Source organism: Streptomyces sp. NPDC093064 (assembly GCF_044754605.1).
Taxonomy (GTDB): Bacteria; Actinomycetota; Actinomycetes; order Streptomycetales; family Streptomycetaceae; genus Streptomyces.
Map to the genome: position 1 here is coordinate 1 of NZ_JBIVPK010000041.1, position 17,383 is coordinate 17,383.

Sequence of the window (17,383 nt, forward strand, 5' to 3'; positions counted from 1 at the left end):
CAAACGTTCATGATCATGGTGGCCGTACCCATACCCTCACACCACCCCCGCAAGCCGCTGACCAGCCCAGATGCCGGAACTACAGCTGCGGTGACAGTTGCCGGCCGTTCTTGCGCGACAGCGGCGCCAGCAACCCACGGATGCACGCCTGCGCCCGCAGTCGCAGCTCCCACCGGCCAAAGACGTGCCCCCACCTCCACGAGCAGGTCCTCCAGCCGGTCCGACCACTCCTCAGCCCACTCCCGATCGGTCACGACCGACGAGACATCCAGTAACCCAGCCCGCATACACTGCAGTTACCCGACACGCCAGACCACCGAACTACAGCGCCCTCAAGGATCTCCAACTGAAGGGTCTGATGGCGATGGCATTCCAGTTCACTCGCACAGCACCCAACGGGCAGGAATACTGGGCCTTTTCCAACCTGCCGCCGGGCTGGACAGTTGTAATGAGCGCCTGACTTGGCAGGTGAGCGCTCGAGGTGTCGAGCAGTGGCTTGAGCTGCTGATGATGGGACAGCCGAGGTGTCCTTGAGTCACTCGACCCATCGGTTTGGCGCGGCTAAGTTGGCGGCGCAGATCCCCGCTGACCAGTCTTGGAGCAGTGCATGTCCTCGTTGGATGAGTTGCAGGCCCTGCTGGGCGAACCCGTCGGCCGGCAACCGAACCTGGACGACTGGAACGAAGTCGAGCAATACGTAGGTTCCGCTTTGCCCAGCGACTTCAAGGCGTTCCTCAATGCCTACGGCAGCGGGTCCATCTCCGGTGAGCTCGTTGTCTTCCACCCACATGGATCAAGCCCGTTGCTGGAGCGCATGCGCAAGACGCACCAGACGTTCACTGAGCGTCGAGACAGAGCCCTGAGCATTGGGGACTCCGAGCATGTCCCGTACCCCATTCACCCCGAACCCGGTGGACTGATTTCGTGGGGGTACGCCACATTCGAAAGCGGTGTGCTGGTCGAACGTGGCACGGTGGCGGCATGAACCCGCCGCCCCTCTCCCGGACGTCCCCTCACCGCGGTCAGGTGATCACCCTGACCGGGCCGCCCGGAGCCGGCAAGAGCACCGTGGCGCAACTGCTGGCAGATCGCCTGACTCCCAGCGTCCACCTGCACAGCGACGACTTTTGGCGCTATATCAAGCAGGGCTGGATCGCGCCTTACCTGCCCGAAGCACATCAACAGAACCAGGTAGTCCTCCAGGTACTGGCCTCGGCAGCGTTCGGCTACGCCGACGGCGGCTACCAGGTGATCTGCGACGGCATCGTCGGGCCCTGGTTCATCGACCTCTTCCGCCTGACGGCCCGGGAGCGCGCCCTGCCGCTGAGCTACGTCATCCTTCGGCCGGACCAACACACCACACTGGAACGGGCAACGAGCCGGGCCGGCGACGCTTTGACCGACCCCGAGCCGATTCGCTCACTGCATGGCCAGTTCAGCAACCTGGGCGCCTATGAGGCCCACGTCCTGGATTCCACCAACCTGACCGCTGAGGCAACCGCCGACAGCATCCTGCAAGGCGTCGCGAGGGGCGCCTACCTCCTCAACCCGAGCGACAGCGTCACCGACGCGAACGACTCGAACCACAACTCTTGACCATGGCTCAAGGTTGCAGGCTAAGGGCAACAACCTCGGCTCAGCGCACATCCCGGGGCACCGTGAATGATCCGTAGGCGGGTGCAGCGTCATCGCAAACCGCTCCTCCTGTTGGCTAGTCCACCGATTGCGGAAGTGCCACCGTGCTTGGCGGTACGCCTCTGGTGCGCGGGACAGCTCCCAATCGGCCGATGACCTGCACTTACACCGGGGGACGGGGCCAGGCGGTAGCACTGTTGGCCACAGGATGGCCGCGAGGTGCTACGGCTCGCCCGACGGGAGTCAGTGGCCAGCCTGCGTGTCACCACCCACGGGTCGTGTCCTCCTGTGGAGGGTGATCGCACGGTGGGCACACGCAACCGCCAGGAGCGCAAACCAAGTTCCTCCCAGGCATGGCCCGGGAAGAGCCCACCAGTCCACTACCGGCTCCGTAAGAACCCCCACGGCCCTCCAGACGTCGTAGGTCACGATGCCGGTCAGCACCACAGCCAGGAGAGCCGTCGTCCACCAACGCTCAGGCCAACCCTTGCTCACGTTTCCCCCGCCAGAATCGCCACTGCCGACATCGCCCCGTGTGCCGTGCCCCCCGCGTGCCCGTTCAGGCACGAGACTGTGGGGACCCACGGTGAATCACGAGTCCAGCCGCATTCTCTCCCTGCTCAAGCACTTGGCAGCTCAGCAGGGACCCGCGTACGCGATCTTCCAAACTGGTGCTCCAGGGTCCGAGTGCGGCAGCGCTTGACTGGGTCATTGAGACTCCACCGACCTCACTATCCGCTGCTGCGTCATGACCGATGCAAGGTCCTGTCACTGCGCAGCGGCATGAAGTCCCAGTACAGCCTCTGCTCCTCGTCGACTGCGGGCGTGTAGTCGTTGAGGGGCTGGTTGGTCTCGAGAGAGGCGGCGATCGCCTCCATGAGCACCGGCATGGACGCCCACATCTCGTGCGATTTACGCATAAGGCCTTGCTCGGCATCGGCTTCGTGGACGCGCCCCCGGTCGATCTCGGGGCGGTGGTCCAGTACGAGGCAGCCCCCGCGGACGTCCCGGGCGATGGGGATCAACTGCGGATGTCCGTACAGGACTTTGCTGGCCCCAATCTTCGTGAAGTCGTAGTCCGCCTCCTCTCCTTCCTCATCCGCCGTGCGCTTGTCGTAGAAACTGGTGAAGCGTTGCCACTCAGCCGCTATCTCGCGTGCACTCATCGGTCTGTAGAACCCTGGCATCAGCGAGAATCGCTGGTCGAGGAGACCGTCGTGCCGCGACAGCGACATCACCAAGGCATCACCAAGGGCTTCAGGAGTGGCCGACCGATGACGCGTTCGGCTGCAGCGATGTCCGCCGGATCCGCGGGCGGCGCCAACACGGCGTAGGTCGCCGGGGCACGCTCGGCCAGCCAATTCTCGATTCGCGTCCACGACTCACTGATCGGTGCGATCATGGCACGGCATCCTCCCACCTGGTGCTGACAACCTCCTGGGAACAGCCAGACGGTGGCCATGACGCCGATACATCCGACTGGGGCCGTCTCTGGGCCGTGCGAGGGGACTCTACGATGACAGGCGACGACGGCCGCCGACCGCTGACCCGCAGGTCAGAAGGGCGGTGGCTGGAGTGCGTGCAGGTCAGCAAGATGCCGCGTCACTTCCAGAAGAAGTGATGTCCTGGCTCGGCAACCTCGGCGGATTACAGGTACCACTCTCCTGACCAGCAGGGATGCTGTCGTTGTCTGTCGTCGTTGGTCGTTGCAGGCCTCCCTGGGGCGGCCCACAGACAGCCCCGCTTCGCCCGGGGTGGGGTGGCGTCAGGGGGTTTTCACGTACGCCTCGCCGGATTTGAAAGCGCTCATCGCTCAGCTCGTCGTCTTGACGGGTGCGCTGCTGCGCCCATGACGTCGCCCGCTGAGCTCGGCGTCGAGCGTCTCCTGAGCTACGCGCATGGCCTCGGCATATACGGGCGTCTGCAGCCGCTTCCACATCTCTTCCTCAGAGACGTCCTCAACGCAGCTGATTACCCACCAGATGTTGCCGAACGGGCCCTTGATACGCCCTCCGCGCTGCCCGAAGGCGTCGTCCGCGAGGGAAGTGACGGCCTGACCTCCGGCTGCGATGGCTCGCGAGAACGCCTCGTCCGCGTCGGCGACGAACACGCGCAGCAGGCTCGGCGTGGGGGCCAGTCAGCATGTCGGTCGAAGGCCAGCACGACGGTGTCGCCGACCCGGATCTCACCGTGGCCGATCAAGCCATCTTCGGTCGACACCCGCCCCAGCTCCTCACCTCCGAAAGCCTGGGTGACGAAGTCGAGGAAGGCCCCCGTGTCGTCGGTTACGACCCAGGGCGCAACGGTGGTGTAGCCCTCGGGAGCGGCGTTGGTCTGCTCGGGCATCGCGGTCCTCTCACTGATGTTGGTCGTCAACAGCGACGCTAGGTGCGATCTAGGCCAGTTACTCTCCTAGATAACGGCCGGGCTTCGGAGCGCAACCGGTCCCTTCCTCACAACTGCTCGCGCTACTCCCGCTCCATCCCTTGCCCCAACCTGGCCGCGTCACCTGAGGTTGAAAAGGCTCAATGACGAGGTAGGACCGGCTCGCCATCAGAATCCAGCGGAAGTTTGGAATTACTCGTTGGCTGGCGGGATGTCGGCAGGTCTCGGGACCGCCGGATCGGGGAGAAGAGCAGGATCAGTGCGGCGAGCGGGACCCCCGCTGTTGTAATGGCCATGGCGGTGCGGAGGCCGAGTGCGGTTCCGAGCGCGCCGCCGAGCAGTGCTCCGATGGGGATCGTTCCGTAGCTGAGGAATGCTGTGCTTGCGGTGAGGCGACCGAGGAGATCCGGCGGGCAGTAGCGTTGCTGGAAGCTCGCCTTGATGATGTTGCCGGCCACGACGCCCGCGGAGACGCTGAAGCCGCCGGTCACAAAGAGCAGGATCCCGGCTCCGCCGACAGTCAGCGGGATGAGTAGAGCGAGCATGGGAAGTCCCAGTTCGAACAGCAGTGTTGCGCGGGCTGTGCCGATCCGGTCGGCGACCCGGCGTGCGGCTAATGCCCCGGCCACGCCTCCGGCACTGGTAGCCGCGATGAGTGCGCCGACCGTCCCTGGGGGCAGGCCGACGCTCCGGACCAGGAAGACCACCTGGATTGACTGGTATCCCATAAGGGCCAGGTTGGAGGCGGCTCCGAAGAGTGTGAACGTGCGAAACCAGGGGTCGACGGCGATCAGCCGCAGGCCTTCGCGGACTTCACTGACCAGTGCTTTGGGGCGATGTTCGGTTCCGGTGACGCGTGGCTCGCGGTGCCGGATGCCTGCGAGGCAGAGGAGGGAGACGAGGAATGTCGCGGCGTTGGCGAACATCCCGTTCACCGCACCTGCCAACTGTGCGATCAGGCCGCCGGAGCCGAGCCCTGCAATCTGCGCGGCGGACGCGCTGCCGTGCAGTTTGGCGTTGCCCTCGGGCTGGTCATCGGGTTCCAAAATGCTGGGGAGGTAGGCGCTGTAGGCGGTCTGGAAGAACACCGCTGCCGTGCCCGTCAGCAGGGCGACGGCCAGCAGTAGTCCGATACTCAACCAGCCGGACCATGCGGTGACCGGAACGCTGGCGAAGAGTAAGAGGGAGACCGCGGCAGCGGCCAGCATGATCGGTCTGCGCCGCAGGCGGTCCACCCAGACACCGACTGGCAGACCGATGATCATCCAAGGGGCCCAGGTGGCGGCGCTCAGCAGGCCGACCTCGAACGTGCTGGCGTGCAAGGTGGAGACAGCAACCAGCGGCATCGCCACCCCGGTGACGGACGCGCCGAACTTGCCGGCGGTCTCGCCGCACCACAGCAGGCGGAAATCGCGGTGGCGGCGCAGGAGGCCACCGCGTATGCCATGGCTCATTCGGTGCCACGCTTCTTGCGGGGGAAGGACTGGAGTTGCACGACGACAGGGAGCGCGTCCGGGGCGGGCTCGGCGTCCAGCGCAGGGGTGTGGCGGGCGATGACAGCCATCAGCTCCGCGTTGAGTGCCTCCAGCTGATTCGGGGTCATCCGCAGGTCCCTCCAGTCCGAGACAGTGCCGGCGTTCCGCCACCTGTCGTCCCAGTCCTCGCTGATGTAGTTCACGACCCGACTGAAGTACTGCTGCACCAGTTCGTGCAGGTAGACCGACAGCGCGCCGCGGGTATCGGGATCGTCACGGAAATCGGCAGTGTTCAGCTCATTCGTGACGCCGACCCTCCTCCACCAGCGCTCGCGTTTCGTGCCCCGCCCGGTTTCCTCCTCGATGAAGCCGTGCTCGGCGAGGTGGCGCAGGTGCCAACTGATGGTGCCGGTGTTCTCCCCGAGGCGTTCAGCGAGCCCGGTGGCGGTGGCGGGGCCGTCCAGACTGAGCAGTTCAAAGATGTTCATACGCAGTGGATGGGCCAGCCCCCGCAGGCTGCGCGCATCAATGCGCCGCGTGGGCTTGGCGGGCTGTGGTGTGCACTCGGGTTCGTCGGACATGCCAGCAGCCTATGTTGCAGAGCCTCCTCTGCATAGGATTCTCTGCAGAGAAGACTCTGCAAATTTTCATCGCGGCTCGACGCGGTCTCCCTGCTGGCACAGTGGGGCCGTTCCGGCGGCAGTGGCCCTCGGGGAATATCGGCGCGGTGGGTAGCGGTTGGGTGTTCAGTTCGCTGAATGGCGAACCTGGCAGCTGCGGCTGGTGAGGGGCGACTGGCTGGGGAAGCTCCGTCGGGAGCGGCGGGTGCTGGCGCGGGTACGGCGGGCCGCGTGGCGGCTGGAGCAGGCCGAAAAGGAACGGGACTGGGCGCTCGCCTCGGCGCGGGCTGGTGGACGAGGTCGGCTGGATCCGTCAGTGCGCGGAGTGGATCGACCACCTGGAGCGGAAGCACTATCCGCCAGTGGCGAACCTGCGGCCGGAGGCCGATTTCCCGGACCGGCACCCGGTGGTGGTCGATCTGCCGCAGGTGGCGGCCGCACTACGGCGCATCGCCTACGACGTCGAGCTCGCCCGCGCCCGCAGCATCAAGGACCTCGACCAAGCGCGTACCCGCGACGATCCGCGGGCGGAGCGGCGCCGGCGCCTGGCCGAACCGGAGCTGACCTTCGCCGAGTTCTGCGCCCGCACCGAGACGCCGTCCCAGTCCATCCGCCAGGGCGAGGATGCCTGGGCCGCCCACCAGGCCGAACGCCGCCACCGCGGTGAAACGGACGAGGACCCCTACACGGCGTACAACCCCTTCCGCGACAGCAGGCTGGAATTACTGCCGCTCGCGACCTTCGTAGCCCACCGGCCCGTCGGCGCAGGCTGCACCATTCGCAAGAGACCGCGCACTGGGGGCCTGGCCGACGGCAGGCAACGCAGCCTTCCGCCAGCCAGCCCGGATGTTCACTGCCTCGCTCGCGCGCGACACGCGCGCACCTTGGGGCGGCCCGCAGCGCCAAGGCGAGGCGGTGAAGAAGAAGTTCCTGCCGCACCGCGAGAATCGGGCGATGACCGACCCCCGCCCGCTGGGCACCGGACCCGACCGCGCCGACGTCTCCCGCACGCGAGACACCGAGCTGCCGCCCACGCCACGCGCCCAGCTCGCCGCCGAACGCCTCCCCGCCACCCCGGACGCCGAGCCGAAATCGCGCCCACCGGCCGGGCGCCGCGTGCTCGGGGCCGGCCCCGCCGCGCCCGGACAGGCGACCGACACGGTGACACCGGATGGCTTTGTACGTGAGAACGAACGGGGTGTGACTCGGAGCGGAAGACCCACCGGGGTCAGGCCGCCTGCGCGGGTGGCTACCCGATCCAGATGATGTCCAGGACGGACAGGTGCCGGGTGAGCCGGTTGATCACGTAGACGACGGACATCTGTCCGACGGAGGCGGCGCGGACGTCCTCGCCTTCCGGGTCGCCGGTGTTCCACTGGGGCCAGCCCCACGGGGAGCGCAGTGCGATGTCCAGGACGTCGCGGACCGTCTCCTTCGCGTGCTCGGGGAGCGGGGTGAGCGTCTTCGCGGCCTGCGGGGACAGGCGCACCGCCCAGGCTTCACCGGTCACCGGCGGGCACCGAGGACGTCGGGCAGGTCCACGAAGCCGGTCTCATCCCGGCCGGATTCCATGTAGGCGTCGACGGCCGGAGCCGCGGCGAAGCGGACCTGCCAGGTGCGGACGACGTCGTGCAGGGGCGTGAGGCTGTAGGTGTGGCGGGAGTCCTCCAGAGCCTTGGCCCAGTCCCGCTCGAAGGCCGGCACCCACGTGTCGGCGCGGCGGTCCTCGCGTAGCTGGGCAAGCAGTTGGGCGGCGGCGGCCGGGGCCGGCGGGGCGGGGGCTTCATCGGGCTGCGCGCTCATCGGCACCTCCTGGCGGGTCGTATCGCCACCGTACGCGTGCTGCGGGACGGTGGGGACAGACATGCGCTGATCCCTTCCCGTGCTCGTGGGTGTCAGTCGACGCCGTAGCCGAAGACATCGTCGTCGATGTAGTCGTCGAGGATCTCGCCGACGGCCTGACGCAGCCGCTGGGCGATCTCTTCGGCGCCGTCGGGGCTGTACACGATCTGGCAGCCGATGTTGCGGAAGCCGGGGTCGTCGTCAGCCGGTACCTCTTCGGGGGTATCCATCAGCGCCGCTCCGGCTCCTTCTCCCAGTCGAGGGAGCCGGCGCCTTCCTCCTCGTGACGCTGGTAGTCGTTGGCCCTCTCTGACACCGTTGGGTGAGACGCCCTGAAATGATCAGATATTGTGGGCGGGCACGACAGGAGCATCACCCGCAATGGCCAGTACCAAGCCTTCCGAGCAGGATCCCGCGCCGCGGCCGAAGCGTCGCCGCTTCTCGGCTGAGTACAAGCTGCGCATCGTCGCCGAGTACGACGCCGCCCCCGCCGGGGAAAAGGGCGCGATTCTGCGCCGGGAGAGGCTGTACCACTCCCACGTCATCGAGTGGCGCCAGGCCAGAGACGCCGGCGCGCTGGAGAAGCTGACCGACCACCGCACCAGCCCCTCCCGCCCGAAGAGGCACCCCGCCGAGGCCGAGAACGACAAACTGCGGCGGCAGGTGGAACGGCTGGAGAAGGAGGTTGCGAAGCGGGATGCCGCGCTGGAGGTACTGGGAAAAACTCACGCGCTCTTGGAAGCACTCTCCAAGAGCGCGGACTGAAGGACGCCCTGGAGCTTCTCCTCCACGAGGCCGTGGAGGAGCTGGCCCCGCACCTGGGCATCGTGGCCGCGTGTCGGATCACCGGACGTTCCCGGGCCACCCACCACCGGCGGCTGAACCCGGCCCCGCCCGCGCCCAGGGCACCGAGGCCGGCACCGGTCAACGCTTTGTCGGACGCAGAGCGGCAGGCGGTGCTGGAGCTGATGAACCGGCCCGAGTACGTGGACCTGCCGCCCGCGCAGATCTACGCCCGGGAACTGGACGAAGGCCGCTACCACTGCTCCGAACGCACCATGTACCGGATCCTGAAGGAGGCAGGGCAGGACGGTGAACGCCGCCGTCAGGCCACCCACCCGCCCCGCACGGTTCCCGAGCTCGTGGCCGACGGCTCCTCGCAGGTGTGGAGTTGGGACATAACACGCCTGGCCGGCCCGGCGAAGGGGATCTGGTACCACGGCTACGTCATCCTCGACATCTACTCCCGCTACGTCGTCGGCCACACCGTTGAGGCGGCCGAATCCGCCGCGCGGGCCGAGGAGTTGATCCGTGAGGCGATCGACCGCAACGGGATCGTGCCACACACCGTGCACGCCGACCGCGGCACCTCGATGACCTCCAGGCAGGTCTCCCAACTCCTCCTCGATCTCGGCGTGACCCGAAGCCATTCCCACCCCAGGGTCAGCAACGACAACCCGTTCAGCGAGAGCCAGTTCCGCACCACGAAATACCAGTCGGACTATCCGGAACGCTTCGAATCCCTCACCCACGCGCGGGAGTGGATGGACGCGTTCATCTCGCACTACAACCATGTCCACCGGCACTCGGGGATCGGATATCACACCCCCGCCAGTGTCCACTTCGGCACCGCCGAACTGGTCCGCGAGCAGCGGGCGGCCACCCTCACAACCGCCTACGAGCGGCACCCGGAGCGCTTCAACCGTCGCCCCGCGCCACCGACGATTCCCCAGCAGGCGTGGATCAACGACCCCGCCAGGCGGCATGAACCACAGCAACACAGTTCATAGCCGCACATCCGTTTCATTTGACTTGACAGCTATCGTGGCGGCCTGCCGGTTCGCGGTGGGTTCGGCCGCGCTGGAGAGCTGCACTTCAGTCGATGCACGGAGTCACGGTGGACGTGGGATATTCCCTACATCATGCCCGCAGCAGGAGGCAAGTACCTCGTCGCCGGGCCCCTGCGGATCGAGTCTGTAGGTCCTGCGGCGACACCAGAACAGGCTGTCGCAATGGTCGTCGATCGCCTTCCTCCCGGCTGCGGCCCTGCGTTCGTTGGGACCCCCGAAGAACTTGCGGCCCACGAGGCCGCGCTCCTGTCAGTCGATCCGAAGGACACCAAACACTCCACGGGCTGAATTCGCCGGCTCCAATCGTTCCAGCCAACTTGTCAGGCCGCAGCCACGCCCTCGACGCCGAGCACTCAAACGGCCAACTTGAGTGCTGGCCCCGGCCAACTGAAGCACTCACAGGCACTTGCTCTCGGGTTGACTGTCAGGCAGGTCCATTGCGTCGTGGCGCGCCTGTATGCGCGCGATGACGCGCTCCTGTCCCAGCCTCTTGGCCTGGCGGAGCTTGGCTTCGGCAACGAGCACGGGGACCCAGAACAACCAGCCCCACAGGCTGAAGTCCTGCACTCCACTCCACACCAGTGCCTTGTTCAGGCCGAACGATGCGACGAACGTCAACACATACGCTCCGACCCGGTGCGCGAGAAGCAGGCGCAGCGGTGCGTTCCGGGCCCCCTGCAGCAGCTCAACCGCCGCGGCCAGTTCGGCGGTCCGGAGGTCTTCCCCTGTGTCCTCGCCGGACTCGCCACGAGCGGCTCGCCGCAGCGCGTCGGTGACCAACACGCTCTGCTCCGCGAGGGCTGCCTGCTGAGCTTGCCCGCGAGCAGCGCCTGCGTTCAGGTCGTCCCAGTAACCCCGTCCGGCCCAGCCAGTCGCATCATCGACGCGCTCGCGTTCAGCTGACCCGGGCGGCGCCAGCTCTTCGATTCTTTCTTGCAGGACCACCGCACGGCGCGCCCGCTCCGGGTATTCGAAGGAGTCCGAGCGAAGGCACAGCTCCAAAAACGACACCAGGAGCCCGAGATCGTCCGCTGTTAGTGCGAGGCCCTTGCGATACGCGGCCTCAGCCTCACGGTCATGGTCGTCCTCATCCTCCGCAGCGTGCGCTTGTCCGAGCCAGCGGAAGAGAACCGGATCCGGCCCGAACTCCTTGAGTCCCGCCTCTGCCGCTGCTCTCACAGCGGCATAGCCACCCACCGCGAAAAGCTCTGAGCACCGCTCCACATACTGCTGCCGTTCCACGTTCCCACCCCTGCCGTCCGAGCAAGCACCTTCTGACGTACTCAGTGCCGCTGTCAATCACTGCTTGATCACGAACACGCTCGTGCTCCTGATCAGAAATCCAGGTCCAGGTAATCGATTTCTTGAGGGCGACGTCCGACAGTCCCATGGCACGCGCTCCGCTGTCCTGGAAGGTGGGGAGGCAGCCCACAGCTGGTCCCGATTCTGGAACGCATCCGGGTCAAGCGCCTCGGCGGTGGTCGTTCGCGCACGCGTCCCGACCCCCTGGGCGGCGATAAGACATCCCACGCGGTTAAGCGTCAAGCTGCGGCGGTGGAAAGGTGTTCCGGTAGCGGGTTCGGGAAGGCCTGAGTCTCGTCGTAGGCCTGGCCGTGCTGGAGGCAGTGGAAGAGCATGCCCATGAAGCGGTTCAGCAGGTTGCGCTGGGCCGCGACGTGGCGGTCGCCGGCGCTTCTGCGGCGGTCGTAGTGGGCCCTTGCGCCCGGTGATTTGGTGAGGGAGACGAACGCCCACACATAGCCGACTGCGGCCAGTCGCTGGTTTGTCAACGGCCATGTAGTTGTGGCTCTGTCGCGAGTTCCGTGATTCTCAAGAAGTTGATCTATCGCGGGCATGATCATGCCCAATGTCTGTCGCTGAGCTCTTCGCTGCCCTGTTCCCGCACTTCGCGCGTCTGCACGTCGAGTTCGTTCGTGTCATCGGACGTACCGTCTGTATCCGGGCCCGAGGACGAGAGGCGTCGGCGGTCTGCCCCGGGTGCGGGGAGGCGGCGACGCGGGTGCACAGCCGGTACGAGCGCAGGCCCTCGGACACTGCAATCTCGAACCATCAGGCCGTGCTTCACCTGCAAGTCCGCCGGTTCTTCTGCGACCGGGCCGACTGCGAACGCCGGACCTTCGCTGAGCAGATACCCGGCCTGACGTTCCGGCACGGGCGGTGCACCGTGCTGCTGCGCACGGTCCGCGAGCAGATCGCCCTCGCGCTCGGCGGTCGGGCCGGTGCCCGCCTCACCGAACTGCAGGCCATCGGCCTCGGGAAGGACGCCTTACTACGGTTGATCCGCGCCCTGCCCGACCCGGACGTCAAGACGGTTCGCGTGCTCGGAGTCGACGACTTCGCACTGAAGAAGGGGAACCACTACGGAACGATCATGATCGATCTGGAAGAGCGACGCCCCGTCGATGTACTGGCCGAACGCTCCGCCGACGCCCTGGCCGACTGGCTCACCGCCCACCCCGGCACAGAGATCATCTGCCGCGACCGTGCCGCCTGCTACGCCGAGGGAGCCGACCGCGGAGCAGGCACCGCCACCCAGGTAGCGGACCGATTCCATCTCTGGCAGAACCTCGCCGACGCCACAGAACGCCTGGTCAAGCGGCTCCGCGCACAGTGGGAACCACCCCCGGCGGCGAAGCCGGAGGCCGCGCTGCCCGACATGCCCGAAGGCACCCGCGCCCAGCAGACCAGGCAACGGCACGCTGCCGTGCACGCGCTCATGGCCAAGGGCGTCAACCACTCCAGCATCGTCGCCGAGCTCCGGATGGACCCCAAGACCGTGCGCAAGTACATGCGCGCGGCCGCCGCCGACGAGCTGGTCAGCGGCCGTCCGACCGGGCGACGCAGCGTCCTGGACGAGCGCACGGCCTACCTCCTCGCCCGCTTCAACGAAGGCTGCACCAGCTCCGAACGCCTCCACAAAGAACTTGTCGAACGTGGCCTGAAGGTCAGCGAGCGCACGGTCCGACGCTTCGTCCGCAGCCTCAAACAGAACAACTCGTCCAACGCGGGCCCACCGGTTCCCAAGGCCCGCGAGGTCACCACCGTCGTCCTCACCCACCCCGACAACCGCACCGAGGACAACCGCGTCACCCTCAAGGAACTCCGTGACCGCTGCCCGGACCTCGACGCCGCCTGCGACCTCGTCGCCCGGTTCGCCGAGATGCTCGTTCACCTCCGAGGCGAGGAGAAGCTCGCGACATGGACCATGGATGCTGAGAACAGCCCCCTTCCTGAACTGCGGGGATTCGCCGCCGGACTGCGCAAGGACTGGGGCGCCGTCATGGCCGGCCTCAGCCTGCACTGGAACTCCGGCCCGGTCGAAGGCCACGTAAACCGGGTCAAGATGCTCAAGCGACAGATGTACGGCCGGGCCAAAACCGACCTCCTCCGCAAGCGCGTACTCCTCTGCCGCTGAAGATCAGCATCCCGAGAATCACGGAACTCGCGACAGAGCCGTAGTTGTCCCCAGAGGCGGCCAGTAGTTCTCCCCACCGACGGCCAGCAGAAGTTCCCCGGTGGCGGCCAGATATCTCCCCGCCCTCGGGTGGTGTGGGGTCAGCTGAAGGGCTTCACTCCCTTGCCGGTGGTGGCCTCGGTGAATCTGAACGAGTCACCCTGAGTGACCGTGACGTGGGCATGATGGAGGAGCCGGTCGACGGTCGCGGTGGCCAGCGTCTTGGGCATGATCTCGTCGAATCCAGAGGGGTGGAGGTTGCTGGAGACGGCGATCGAGCGTCGCTCGTAGGCGGCGTCGACCAGGCGGTAGAAGCCCTCGGCGGCGTCCTCGGAGACGGGCAGCAGGCCAATGTCGTCAACGATGATCAAATCCGAGCGGACGATCTTCGCCAGAGCCCGGGCGATGGAGTCGTCCGCTCGGTGACGGCGGACCAGAGCGCCCAGGTCCTCGATGGTGAACCAGGCGACGGTCAGCCCGGCCTCGACCGCGGTCTGCCCGAGCGCCTCGGTGAAGTGGCTCTTTCCCGTGCCCGAGGGTCCACAGATGCAAAAATTCTCCCGGCGCCCGACCCACTCCAGGCTCTTGAGTGCGTCCTGGGTGGCCCTGGGGATAGAGGACTTGGACTCGTGGCAGTCCCCGAAGGTCTTGCCGGTGGGGAACCCCGCCCGCTTGCGGCGGGTGTGCAGGTTGGCGCGGTCGCGGCCGGCGGCCTCCTCCGCGAGAAGGACGCGGACGACCTCGGCGGGATCCCACCGCTGGGCCTTCGCGGTGGGGATGATGTCGGTCAACGACCGGCGGATGTGCGGGAGTTTGAGCCGGCGGGTCAGCTCGATGGCCTCGGCGAGCGGGTCGCCGTTGGTGCCGGGGACGGTGCGAAGAGGGGTGGCCATCAGACGAGGTCGCTTTCGTCGTACTCGGAAAGATCAGCAGTGCTGGCGGTGGGGGCGCCGAGGGCGGACCAGGCGGAGGTGCCGGGCTGCAGCGAGTGGTCCTCGCTGCGGCGGACCGGCTCGGCCAGGCCGTGGACGGCCTGGTAGTCGAGGATCGACATGAGGTCCTTGTCCGCGAAGCGGGCAGTGACCGCGGCGGTGCCGAGCGCCCGGTCAACTTCCGCTGCGGAGTAGAGCTTTGACAGGGCCACGGCCTCGGCCATCTTCGCCTTGATCCTTCTGACGCCGGCCGCCCCGGCCTCGATCAGCCAGAACGCGGCGCCCGGGCCGAGCTGGAGGAACGCGGCCTCCTCGGCGGAGGTGGCCCTCGGGGGCCGGTCGGCTTCCTTGTCCTGGCGCGGCGGGTAGTGGGCGTCGTCCAGGACCGGGCTGCCGGGGCTCGCCGCGCAGATGGCGGGCGACCTCGCGGGCCGAGCCGTCCTCGTCGACGGCGGTGACGATCAGTTCGTCGCCGTGGAAGCGGGCCCAGACCCGGCTGTCGATCAGCTCGTGCGGGACCGAGTAACGGACCGCTTCAACCGAGATCGTCGACTCCCAGGTGACCCGGCGGGTGGTGCCGAAAGTGGCGGTGAACGGACTCTTCGGCAGCGGGTGAAGACGCTGACGTTCCTCGGCGAGCCGGTCAACAGGCTTGCTCCGAGTCACCCTGTGAATACGGGAGTTGACCTCCTCGCAGAAGCTGCGGCAGGCGGCCTCCAGCTGACCGAAGGTCTGGTACTCCTCCCGCAGGTTCACGTCCTTGGGAACCAGGTCGGCCTTCGCGAGCTTCACCGTCGACTCCGACCCGCCCTTCGTCTCGGGATCCGCCGGCACGCAGGTACGTATGGTCGTGCCGTAGTGCCGGGCGACCTCGACGATCTCCGGGTTGCGGACCGCGATCCCGGCGACGTGGTCGGTGGTGACCGTCTTCTCGTTGTCCGTCAGGACGTAGGCCGGCACCCCGCCGATCCGGCGGAAGGTCGCGTCCAGCGCCGCGGTGACCGTCGGCAGCGTCTTGTCCCAGATCGGGATCACGACGCGGAAGCGGGACCAGGCCAGCCATGCGCAGAACAGCGTGGTCTTGCGGCCCTTGATCACCGGACCGTCGCCGAAGTCGTACTGGATCCAGAGCCCGGGCTCGGTCACCCACGGCCGGTAGATCCGGCGCCGACCGGCCCTGAACTGGGCTTTCGCCTCAGCGACCGTGCGGCGGGTGGTGCGTTACCCGCCCGTGAAGCCCATCGCGGTGATCCGCTTGTGGACCACGTCCGCGCGGACCTTGCCCTGCGAGCGGACCACCAGTTCCTCGATCTTCGGCAGGTAGTCGTCGATCGCGCGGGACCGATGACGGTGCTGGCCGGGGTTCTGACCGGCGGCCCGCATCTTCACATACCGGGCCACCGTGTGGTGGTCGCACCCGGCCAGCTCAGCCGCGGCGCGGTAACTCCCCGTGAGGTCGTATGCCTCAAGGATTTCCATGATCTCCCTGCTGTTCTTCACCCGCTCGAGCGTCGCCGAGCAGGACCTGTCGGGGCGAGCGGGGAGAAATCTGGCCGTACGCGGGGAATCGCGTGGCCATCAGTGGGGCTCGCTCCGCGCCCTGAAGGGTGGTGAGGCCCCAACCATGATCGGGGCTCGCCTACCGACCTTCGGGTCCCATTAGGCGTACAGCTCCCGCCGCAATCGCCGTTATCTGCGCAGACGCCAGATCAAGCACACCATTCCGGAGCCGAAGGACCAGCGGGCCAATCGCCGGCGCCGGGGCAGCCAAGGAGGTAGGCCCACCGGCTTCGACGAGGAGATGTACAAGCGTCGGAACGCGGTCGAACGCACGATCAACCGGCTGAAGCACTCCCGAGCCGTGGCCACGCGCTACGACGTCGTCCACGGTACGGTCACCGCCGCGTCGATCCGTCTTTGGCTCAGACTGTGATCAGTCTGCTTCCTGAGCACTGGCCCGCGTTGTCAGCTCGGCAGCGACTTGGCGCAGCAACACCGTTGGCGACGCCATGACGGCGTACCAAGTGTTCGCGCTCTCGTCCGCGACCGGGGCCCAGGCGGCCACCACCGGAAGTTCACAGTGGTCGCCGGCCTCCAACGGAGGCAGCGTCCAGGACATGCCGTGGTTGTCGCCGAAGTCCACGCCCCATGTGCTGAACGAACGGTCGTACACCTCATCGCTCAGCGCCGCCCACCGCCGGGGTGCCTCGCCCGCGTCGGCCGCCCCGCAGATCGCCTCCTCGTCGTTACCGCCGACAGTGAGCCGGGTCTTCTCGCCCTCCACCGTGATCGCCGCCAACGCCTGCCCCCCGTCCCACCCCGCGTCGGCATCCTCCGGAAGCCGCACCGGCAGCCCTACCGAGAACTGCACCTGCCGGAGCGGCGCAAGGGCGTCGATCCGCCAGACCGCCGCATGGCAGTCGGTCAGCGGCCCCCAGACCTCAGGATCGAGTTCGGCATCGTACGGGGTCAGCAGCAGCTCGACGCGGGCTGCGGGACGGATCCAGCGACCGACCGTGCGGCCGCCCGGCAGCTCGAAAAGCTCATCGGGCAGTGGCGGAAGGCCAGTGTCCCCGATGGCCGTGGCGAAGGTCAGCGGGCCGAATGGCGTGTCGATAGCCGGCCGATCGGCGGACCGCAGGCGGGTACGCGGGGCGGTGGGGAGCAGCATCGCCCCAGCCTACTGAGGCCCGTCCCGCGGAGCTTGTCGGATCCGACCACACCCGCCGCGCGGCTGATGTCTCCGTTGGGTGCGTGCATCGCAAGGCGGAGGAGGGAGTCAATGCGGAACATCGACAACCGGCGACTACCCGACGAAGCGTGGGCCCGTGTGATGCGAGCCTGTCAAGATCCGCCGGACAATCCTTAGGTGTATTGGCCCGCAGCGTTGTTCACGCGGCTGATGGGTGGCTGGCCGCCGAGTGCGGTGTGGCAGCGGTGGTGGTTGTAGGTGTGGAGGAAGTCCGCCAGGGCCAGGGTTCGCTCGGTGCTGCTGGTGTAACCAACGGAATCGTCGCAGCGAGCCTGCCGGCCTCCACCACACACAGACGTGCGGTGTCCTCTCTCCTGACCACGCGCGCCTCTCAACTATGTGATATGCGCGTGAATCCCCTCCAAGGCCTCCTCACGGCGCCGGGTGCCGCGATCGTCCCACCCGCGGAAGTGGGAA

At 67.2% G+C, this 17,383-nt stretch carries 17 protein-coding genes and 5 pseudogenes; 8 read left to right on the forward strand and 14 right to left on the reverse strand.

What is annotated here, in order from left to right:
• Positions 1 to 607 precede the first annotated feature (607 nt).
• The gene (locus ACIQFZ_RS32880; protein ID WP_402692938.1) at positions 608 to 985 is read left to right on the forward strand and encodes an SMI1/KNR4 family protein; all 378 of its coding nucleotides are present in this window, start codon (positions 608 to 610) and stop codon (positions 983 to 985) included.
• Positions 986 to 1,026: 41 nt separating this feature from the next.
• On the forward strand, positions 1,027 to 1,596 hold the full coding sequence (locus tag ACIQFZ_RS32885; RefSeq protein ID WP_402692939.1) for an AAA family ATPase: 570 nt from the start codon (positions 1,027 to 1,029) through the stop codon (positions 1,594 to 1,596).
• A gap of 785 nt (positions 1,597 to 2,381) precedes the next feature.
• Here the strand turns inward: ACIQFZ_RS32885 and ACIQFZ_RS32890 are convergent.
• The 8 genes and pseudogenes from ACIQFZ_RS32890 to ACIQFZ_RS32925 form a co-directional block, all read right to left on the reverse strand.
• On the reverse strand, positions 2,382 to 2,876 hold the full coding sequence (locus ACIQFZ_RS32890; RefSeq protein ID WP_402692940.1) for a hypothetical protein: 495 nt from the start codon (positions 2,874 to 2,876) through the stop codon (positions 2,382 to 2,384).
• Positions 2,870 to 3,037, reverse strand: coding sequence for a hypothetical protein (locus ACIQFZ_RS32895; RefSeq protein WP_376651633.1), 168 nt, complete (start codon positions 3,035 to 3,037; stop codon positions 2,870 to 2,872). Before ACIQFZ_RS32895 ends, ACIQFZ_RS32890 begins: the two co-directional genes overlap by 7 nt.
• 411 nt (positions 3,038 to 3,448) lie before the next feature.
• Positions 3,449 to 3,981: pseudogene (locus tag ACIQFZ_RS32900) on the reverse strand (VOC family protein).
• Positions 3,982 to 4,160: 179 nt separating this feature from the next.
• Positions 4,161 to 5,474 carry an MFS transporter gene (locus ACIQFZ_RS32905; RefSeq protein ID WP_402692941.1) on the reverse strand — a complete coding sequence of 438 codons (1,314 nt, stop codon included), beginning with the start codon at positions 5,472 to 5,474 and terminating at the stop codon, positions 4,161 to 4,163.
• Positions 5,471 to 6,076, reverse strand: a complete 606-nt coding sequence (locus ACIQFZ_RS32910) for a helix-turn-helix domain-containing protein (protein WP_365430136.1) — start codon at positions 6,074 to 6,076, stop codon at positions 5,471 to 5,473. The genes ACIQFZ_RS32905 and ACIQFZ_RS32910 overlap by 4 nt, the downstream gene beginning before the upstream one ends.
• Positions 6,077 to 7,364: 1,288 nt before the next feature.
• Positions 7,365 to 7,625: a hypothetical protein gene (locus ACIQFZ_RS32915; RefSeq protein ID WP_365776047.1), complete on the reverse strand. Its 261-nt coding sequence runs from the start codon at positions 7,623 to 7,625 to the stop codon at positions 7,365 to 7,367.
• Positions 7,622 to 7,918, reverse strand: coding sequence for a DUF6247 family protein (locus tag ACIQFZ_RS32920; RefSeq protein ID WP_402692960.1), 297 nt, complete (start codon positions 7,916 to 7,918; stop codon positions 7,622 to 7,624). The genes ACIQFZ_RS32915 and ACIQFZ_RS32920 overlap by 4 nt, the downstream gene beginning before the upstream one ends.
• Positions 7,919 to 8,010: 92 nt before the next feature.
• Entirely contained in the window at positions 8,011 to 8,187 is a 177-nt protein-coding gene (locus ACIQFZ_RS32925; RefSeq protein WP_402692942.1) for a hypothetical protein, read from the reverse strand.
• Between the two features lie 151 nt (positions 8,188 to 8,338).
• Here ACIQFZ_RS32925 and ACIQFZ_RS32930 point away from each other — a divergent pair, with 151 nt between their 5' ends.
• From ACIQFZ_RS32930 to ACIQFZ_RS32940, 3 genes are all read left to right on the forward strand, one after another.
• Positions 8,339 to 8,722, forward strand: coding sequence for a hypothetical protein (locus tag ACIQFZ_RS32930; RefSeq protein ID WP_383063651.1), 384 nt, complete (start codon positions 8,339 to 8,341; stop codon positions 8,720 to 8,722).
• A 32-nt stretch (positions 8,723 to 8,754) separates the two neighbouring features.
• Positions 8,755 to 9,747, forward strand: coding sequence for an IS3 family transposase (locus tag ACIQFZ_RS32935; RefSeq protein ID WP_402692943.1), 993 nt, complete (start codon positions 8,755 to 8,757; stop codon positions 9,745 to 9,747).
• A 78-nt stretch (positions 9,748 to 9,825) separates the two neighbouring features.
• Positions 9,826 to 10,095, forward strand: a complete 270-nt coding sequence (locus ACIQFZ_RS32940; RefSeq protein ID WP_402692961.1) for a DUF6193 family natural product biosynthesis protein — start codon at positions 9,826 to 9,828, stop codon at positions 10,093 to 10,095.
• 108 nt (positions 10,096 to 10,203) lie between these two features.
• On the opposite strand, the gene ACIQFZ_RS32945 is transcribed toward ACIQFZ_RS32940, so the two are convergent.
• A complete protein-coding gene (locus ACIQFZ_RS32945; RefSeq protein WP_402692944.1) occupies positions 10,204 to 11,049 on the reverse strand; it encodes a hypothetical protein in 846 nt (281 codons plus the stop codon).
• 126 nt (positions 11,050 to 11,175) lie between these two features.
• Between ACIQFZ_RS32945 and ACIQFZ_RS32950 the strand changes: the two are divergent.
• A pseudogene (locus ACIQFZ_RS32950) lies at positions 11,176 to 11,328 on the forward strand (IS5/IS1182 family transposase); the annotation flags it as partial.
• Positions 11,329 to 11,348: 20 nt separating this feature from the next.
• Here ACIQFZ_RS32950 and ACIQFZ_RS32955 read toward each other — a convergent pair.
• Positions 11,349 to 11,591 (reverse strand): annotated as a pseudogene (locus ACIQFZ_RS32955) (IS110 family transposase); the annotation flags it as partial.
• 83 nt (positions 11,592 to 11,674) lie between these two features.
• Between ACIQFZ_RS32955 and ACIQFZ_RS32960 the strand changes: the two are divergent.
• Positions 11,675 to 13,243, forward strand: a complete 1,569-nt coding sequence (locus ACIQFZ_RS32960; RefSeq protein ID WP_402692945.1) for an ISL3 family transposase — start codon at positions 11,675 to 11,677, stop codon at positions 13,241 to 13,243.
• Positions 13,244 to 13,383: 140 nt separating this feature from the next.
• Here ACIQFZ_RS32960 and istB read toward each other — a convergent pair whose 3' ends face one another.
• Together istB and istA are read right to left on the reverse strand one after the other, a co-directional pair.
• Positions 13,384 to 14,175 (reverse strand): IS21-like element helper ATPase IstB, encoded by a 792-nt coding sequence (gene istB / locus ACIQFZ_RS32965; RefSeq protein ID WP_402692946.1) that lies wholly within the window; start codon positions 14,173 to 14,175, stop codon positions 13,384 to 13,386.
• Positions 14,175 to 15,714, reverse strand: a pseudogene (gene istA, locus ACIQFZ_RS32970) (IS21 family transposase). Before istA ends, istB begins: the two are co-directional and overlap by 1 nt.
• A gap of 163 nt (positions 15,715 to 15,877) precedes the next feature.
• Between istA and ACIQFZ_RS32975 the strand changes: the two are divergent.
• Positions 15,878 to 16,147: pseudogene (locus ACIQFZ_RS32975) on the forward strand (IS5/IS1182 family transposase); the annotation flags it as partial.
• On the opposite strand, the gene ACIQFZ_RS32980 reads toward ACIQFZ_RS32975, so the two are convergent.
• Both ACIQFZ_RS32980 and ACIQFZ_RS32985 read right to left on the reverse strand, forming a co-directional pair.
• On the reverse strand, positions 16,148 to 16,885 hold the full coding sequence (locus ACIQFZ_RS32980) for a hypothetical protein (RefSeq protein WP_402692947.1): 738 nt from the start codon (positions 16,883 to 16,885) through the stop codon (positions 16,148 to 16,150). It abuts the pseudogene before it with no gap.
• Positions 16,886 to 17,079: 194 nt separating this feature from the next.
• A complete protein-coding gene (locus tag ACIQFZ_RS32985; RefSeq protein ID WP_376651624.1) occupies positions 17,080 to 17,301 on the reverse strand; it encodes an integrase core domain-containing protein in 222 nt (73 codons plus the stop codon).
• Positions 17,302 to 17,383 lie beyond the last annotated feature (82 nt).

Excerpts from the sequence above, each read along its gene's own strand:
- ACIQFZ_RS32880 (WP_402692938.1), top strand. The coding sequence starts at position 608 with ATGTCCTCGTTGGATGAGTTGCAGGCCCTGCTGGGCGAACCCGTCGGC.
- ACIQFZ_RS32895 (WP_376651633.1), bottom strand. The coding sequence starts at position 3,037 with ATGATCGCACCGATCAGTGAGTCGTGGACGCGAATCGAGAATTGGCTG.
- ACIQFZ_RS32905 (WP_402692941.1), bottom strand. The coding sequence starts at position 5,474 with ATGAGCCATGGCATACGCGGTGGCCTCCTGCGCCGCCACCGCGATTTC.
- ACIQFZ_RS32910 (WP_365430136.1), bottom strand. The coding sequence starts at position 6,076 with ATGTCCGACGAACCCGAGTGCACACCACAGCCCGCCAAGCCCACGCGG.
- ACIQFZ_RS32920 (WP_402692960.1), bottom strand. The coding sequence starts at position 7,918 with ATGAGCGCGCAGCCCGATGAAGCCCCCGCCCCGCCGGCCCCGGCCGCC.
- ACIQFZ_RS32925 (WP_402692942.1), bottom strand. The coding sequence starts at position 8,187 with ATGGATACCCCCGAAGAGGTACCGGCTGACGACGACCCCGGCTTCCGC.
- ACIQFZ_RS32930 (WP_383063651.1), top strand. The coding sequence starts at position 8,339 with ATGGCCAGTACCAAGCCTTCCGAGCAGGATCCCGCGCCGCGGCCGAAG.
- ACIQFZ_RS32960 (WP_402692945.1), top strand. The coding sequence starts at position 11,675 with ATGTCTGTCGCTGAGCTCTTCGCTGCCCTGTTCCCGCACTTCGCGCGT.
- istB (WP_402692946.1), bottom strand. The coding sequence starts at position 14,175 with ATGGCCACCCCTCTTCGCACCGTCCCCGGCACCAACGGCGACCCGCTC.
- ACIQFZ_RS32980 (WP_402692947.1), bottom strand. The coding sequence starts at position 16,885 with ATGCTGCTCCCCACCGCCCCGCGTACCCGCCTGCGGTCCGCCGATCGG.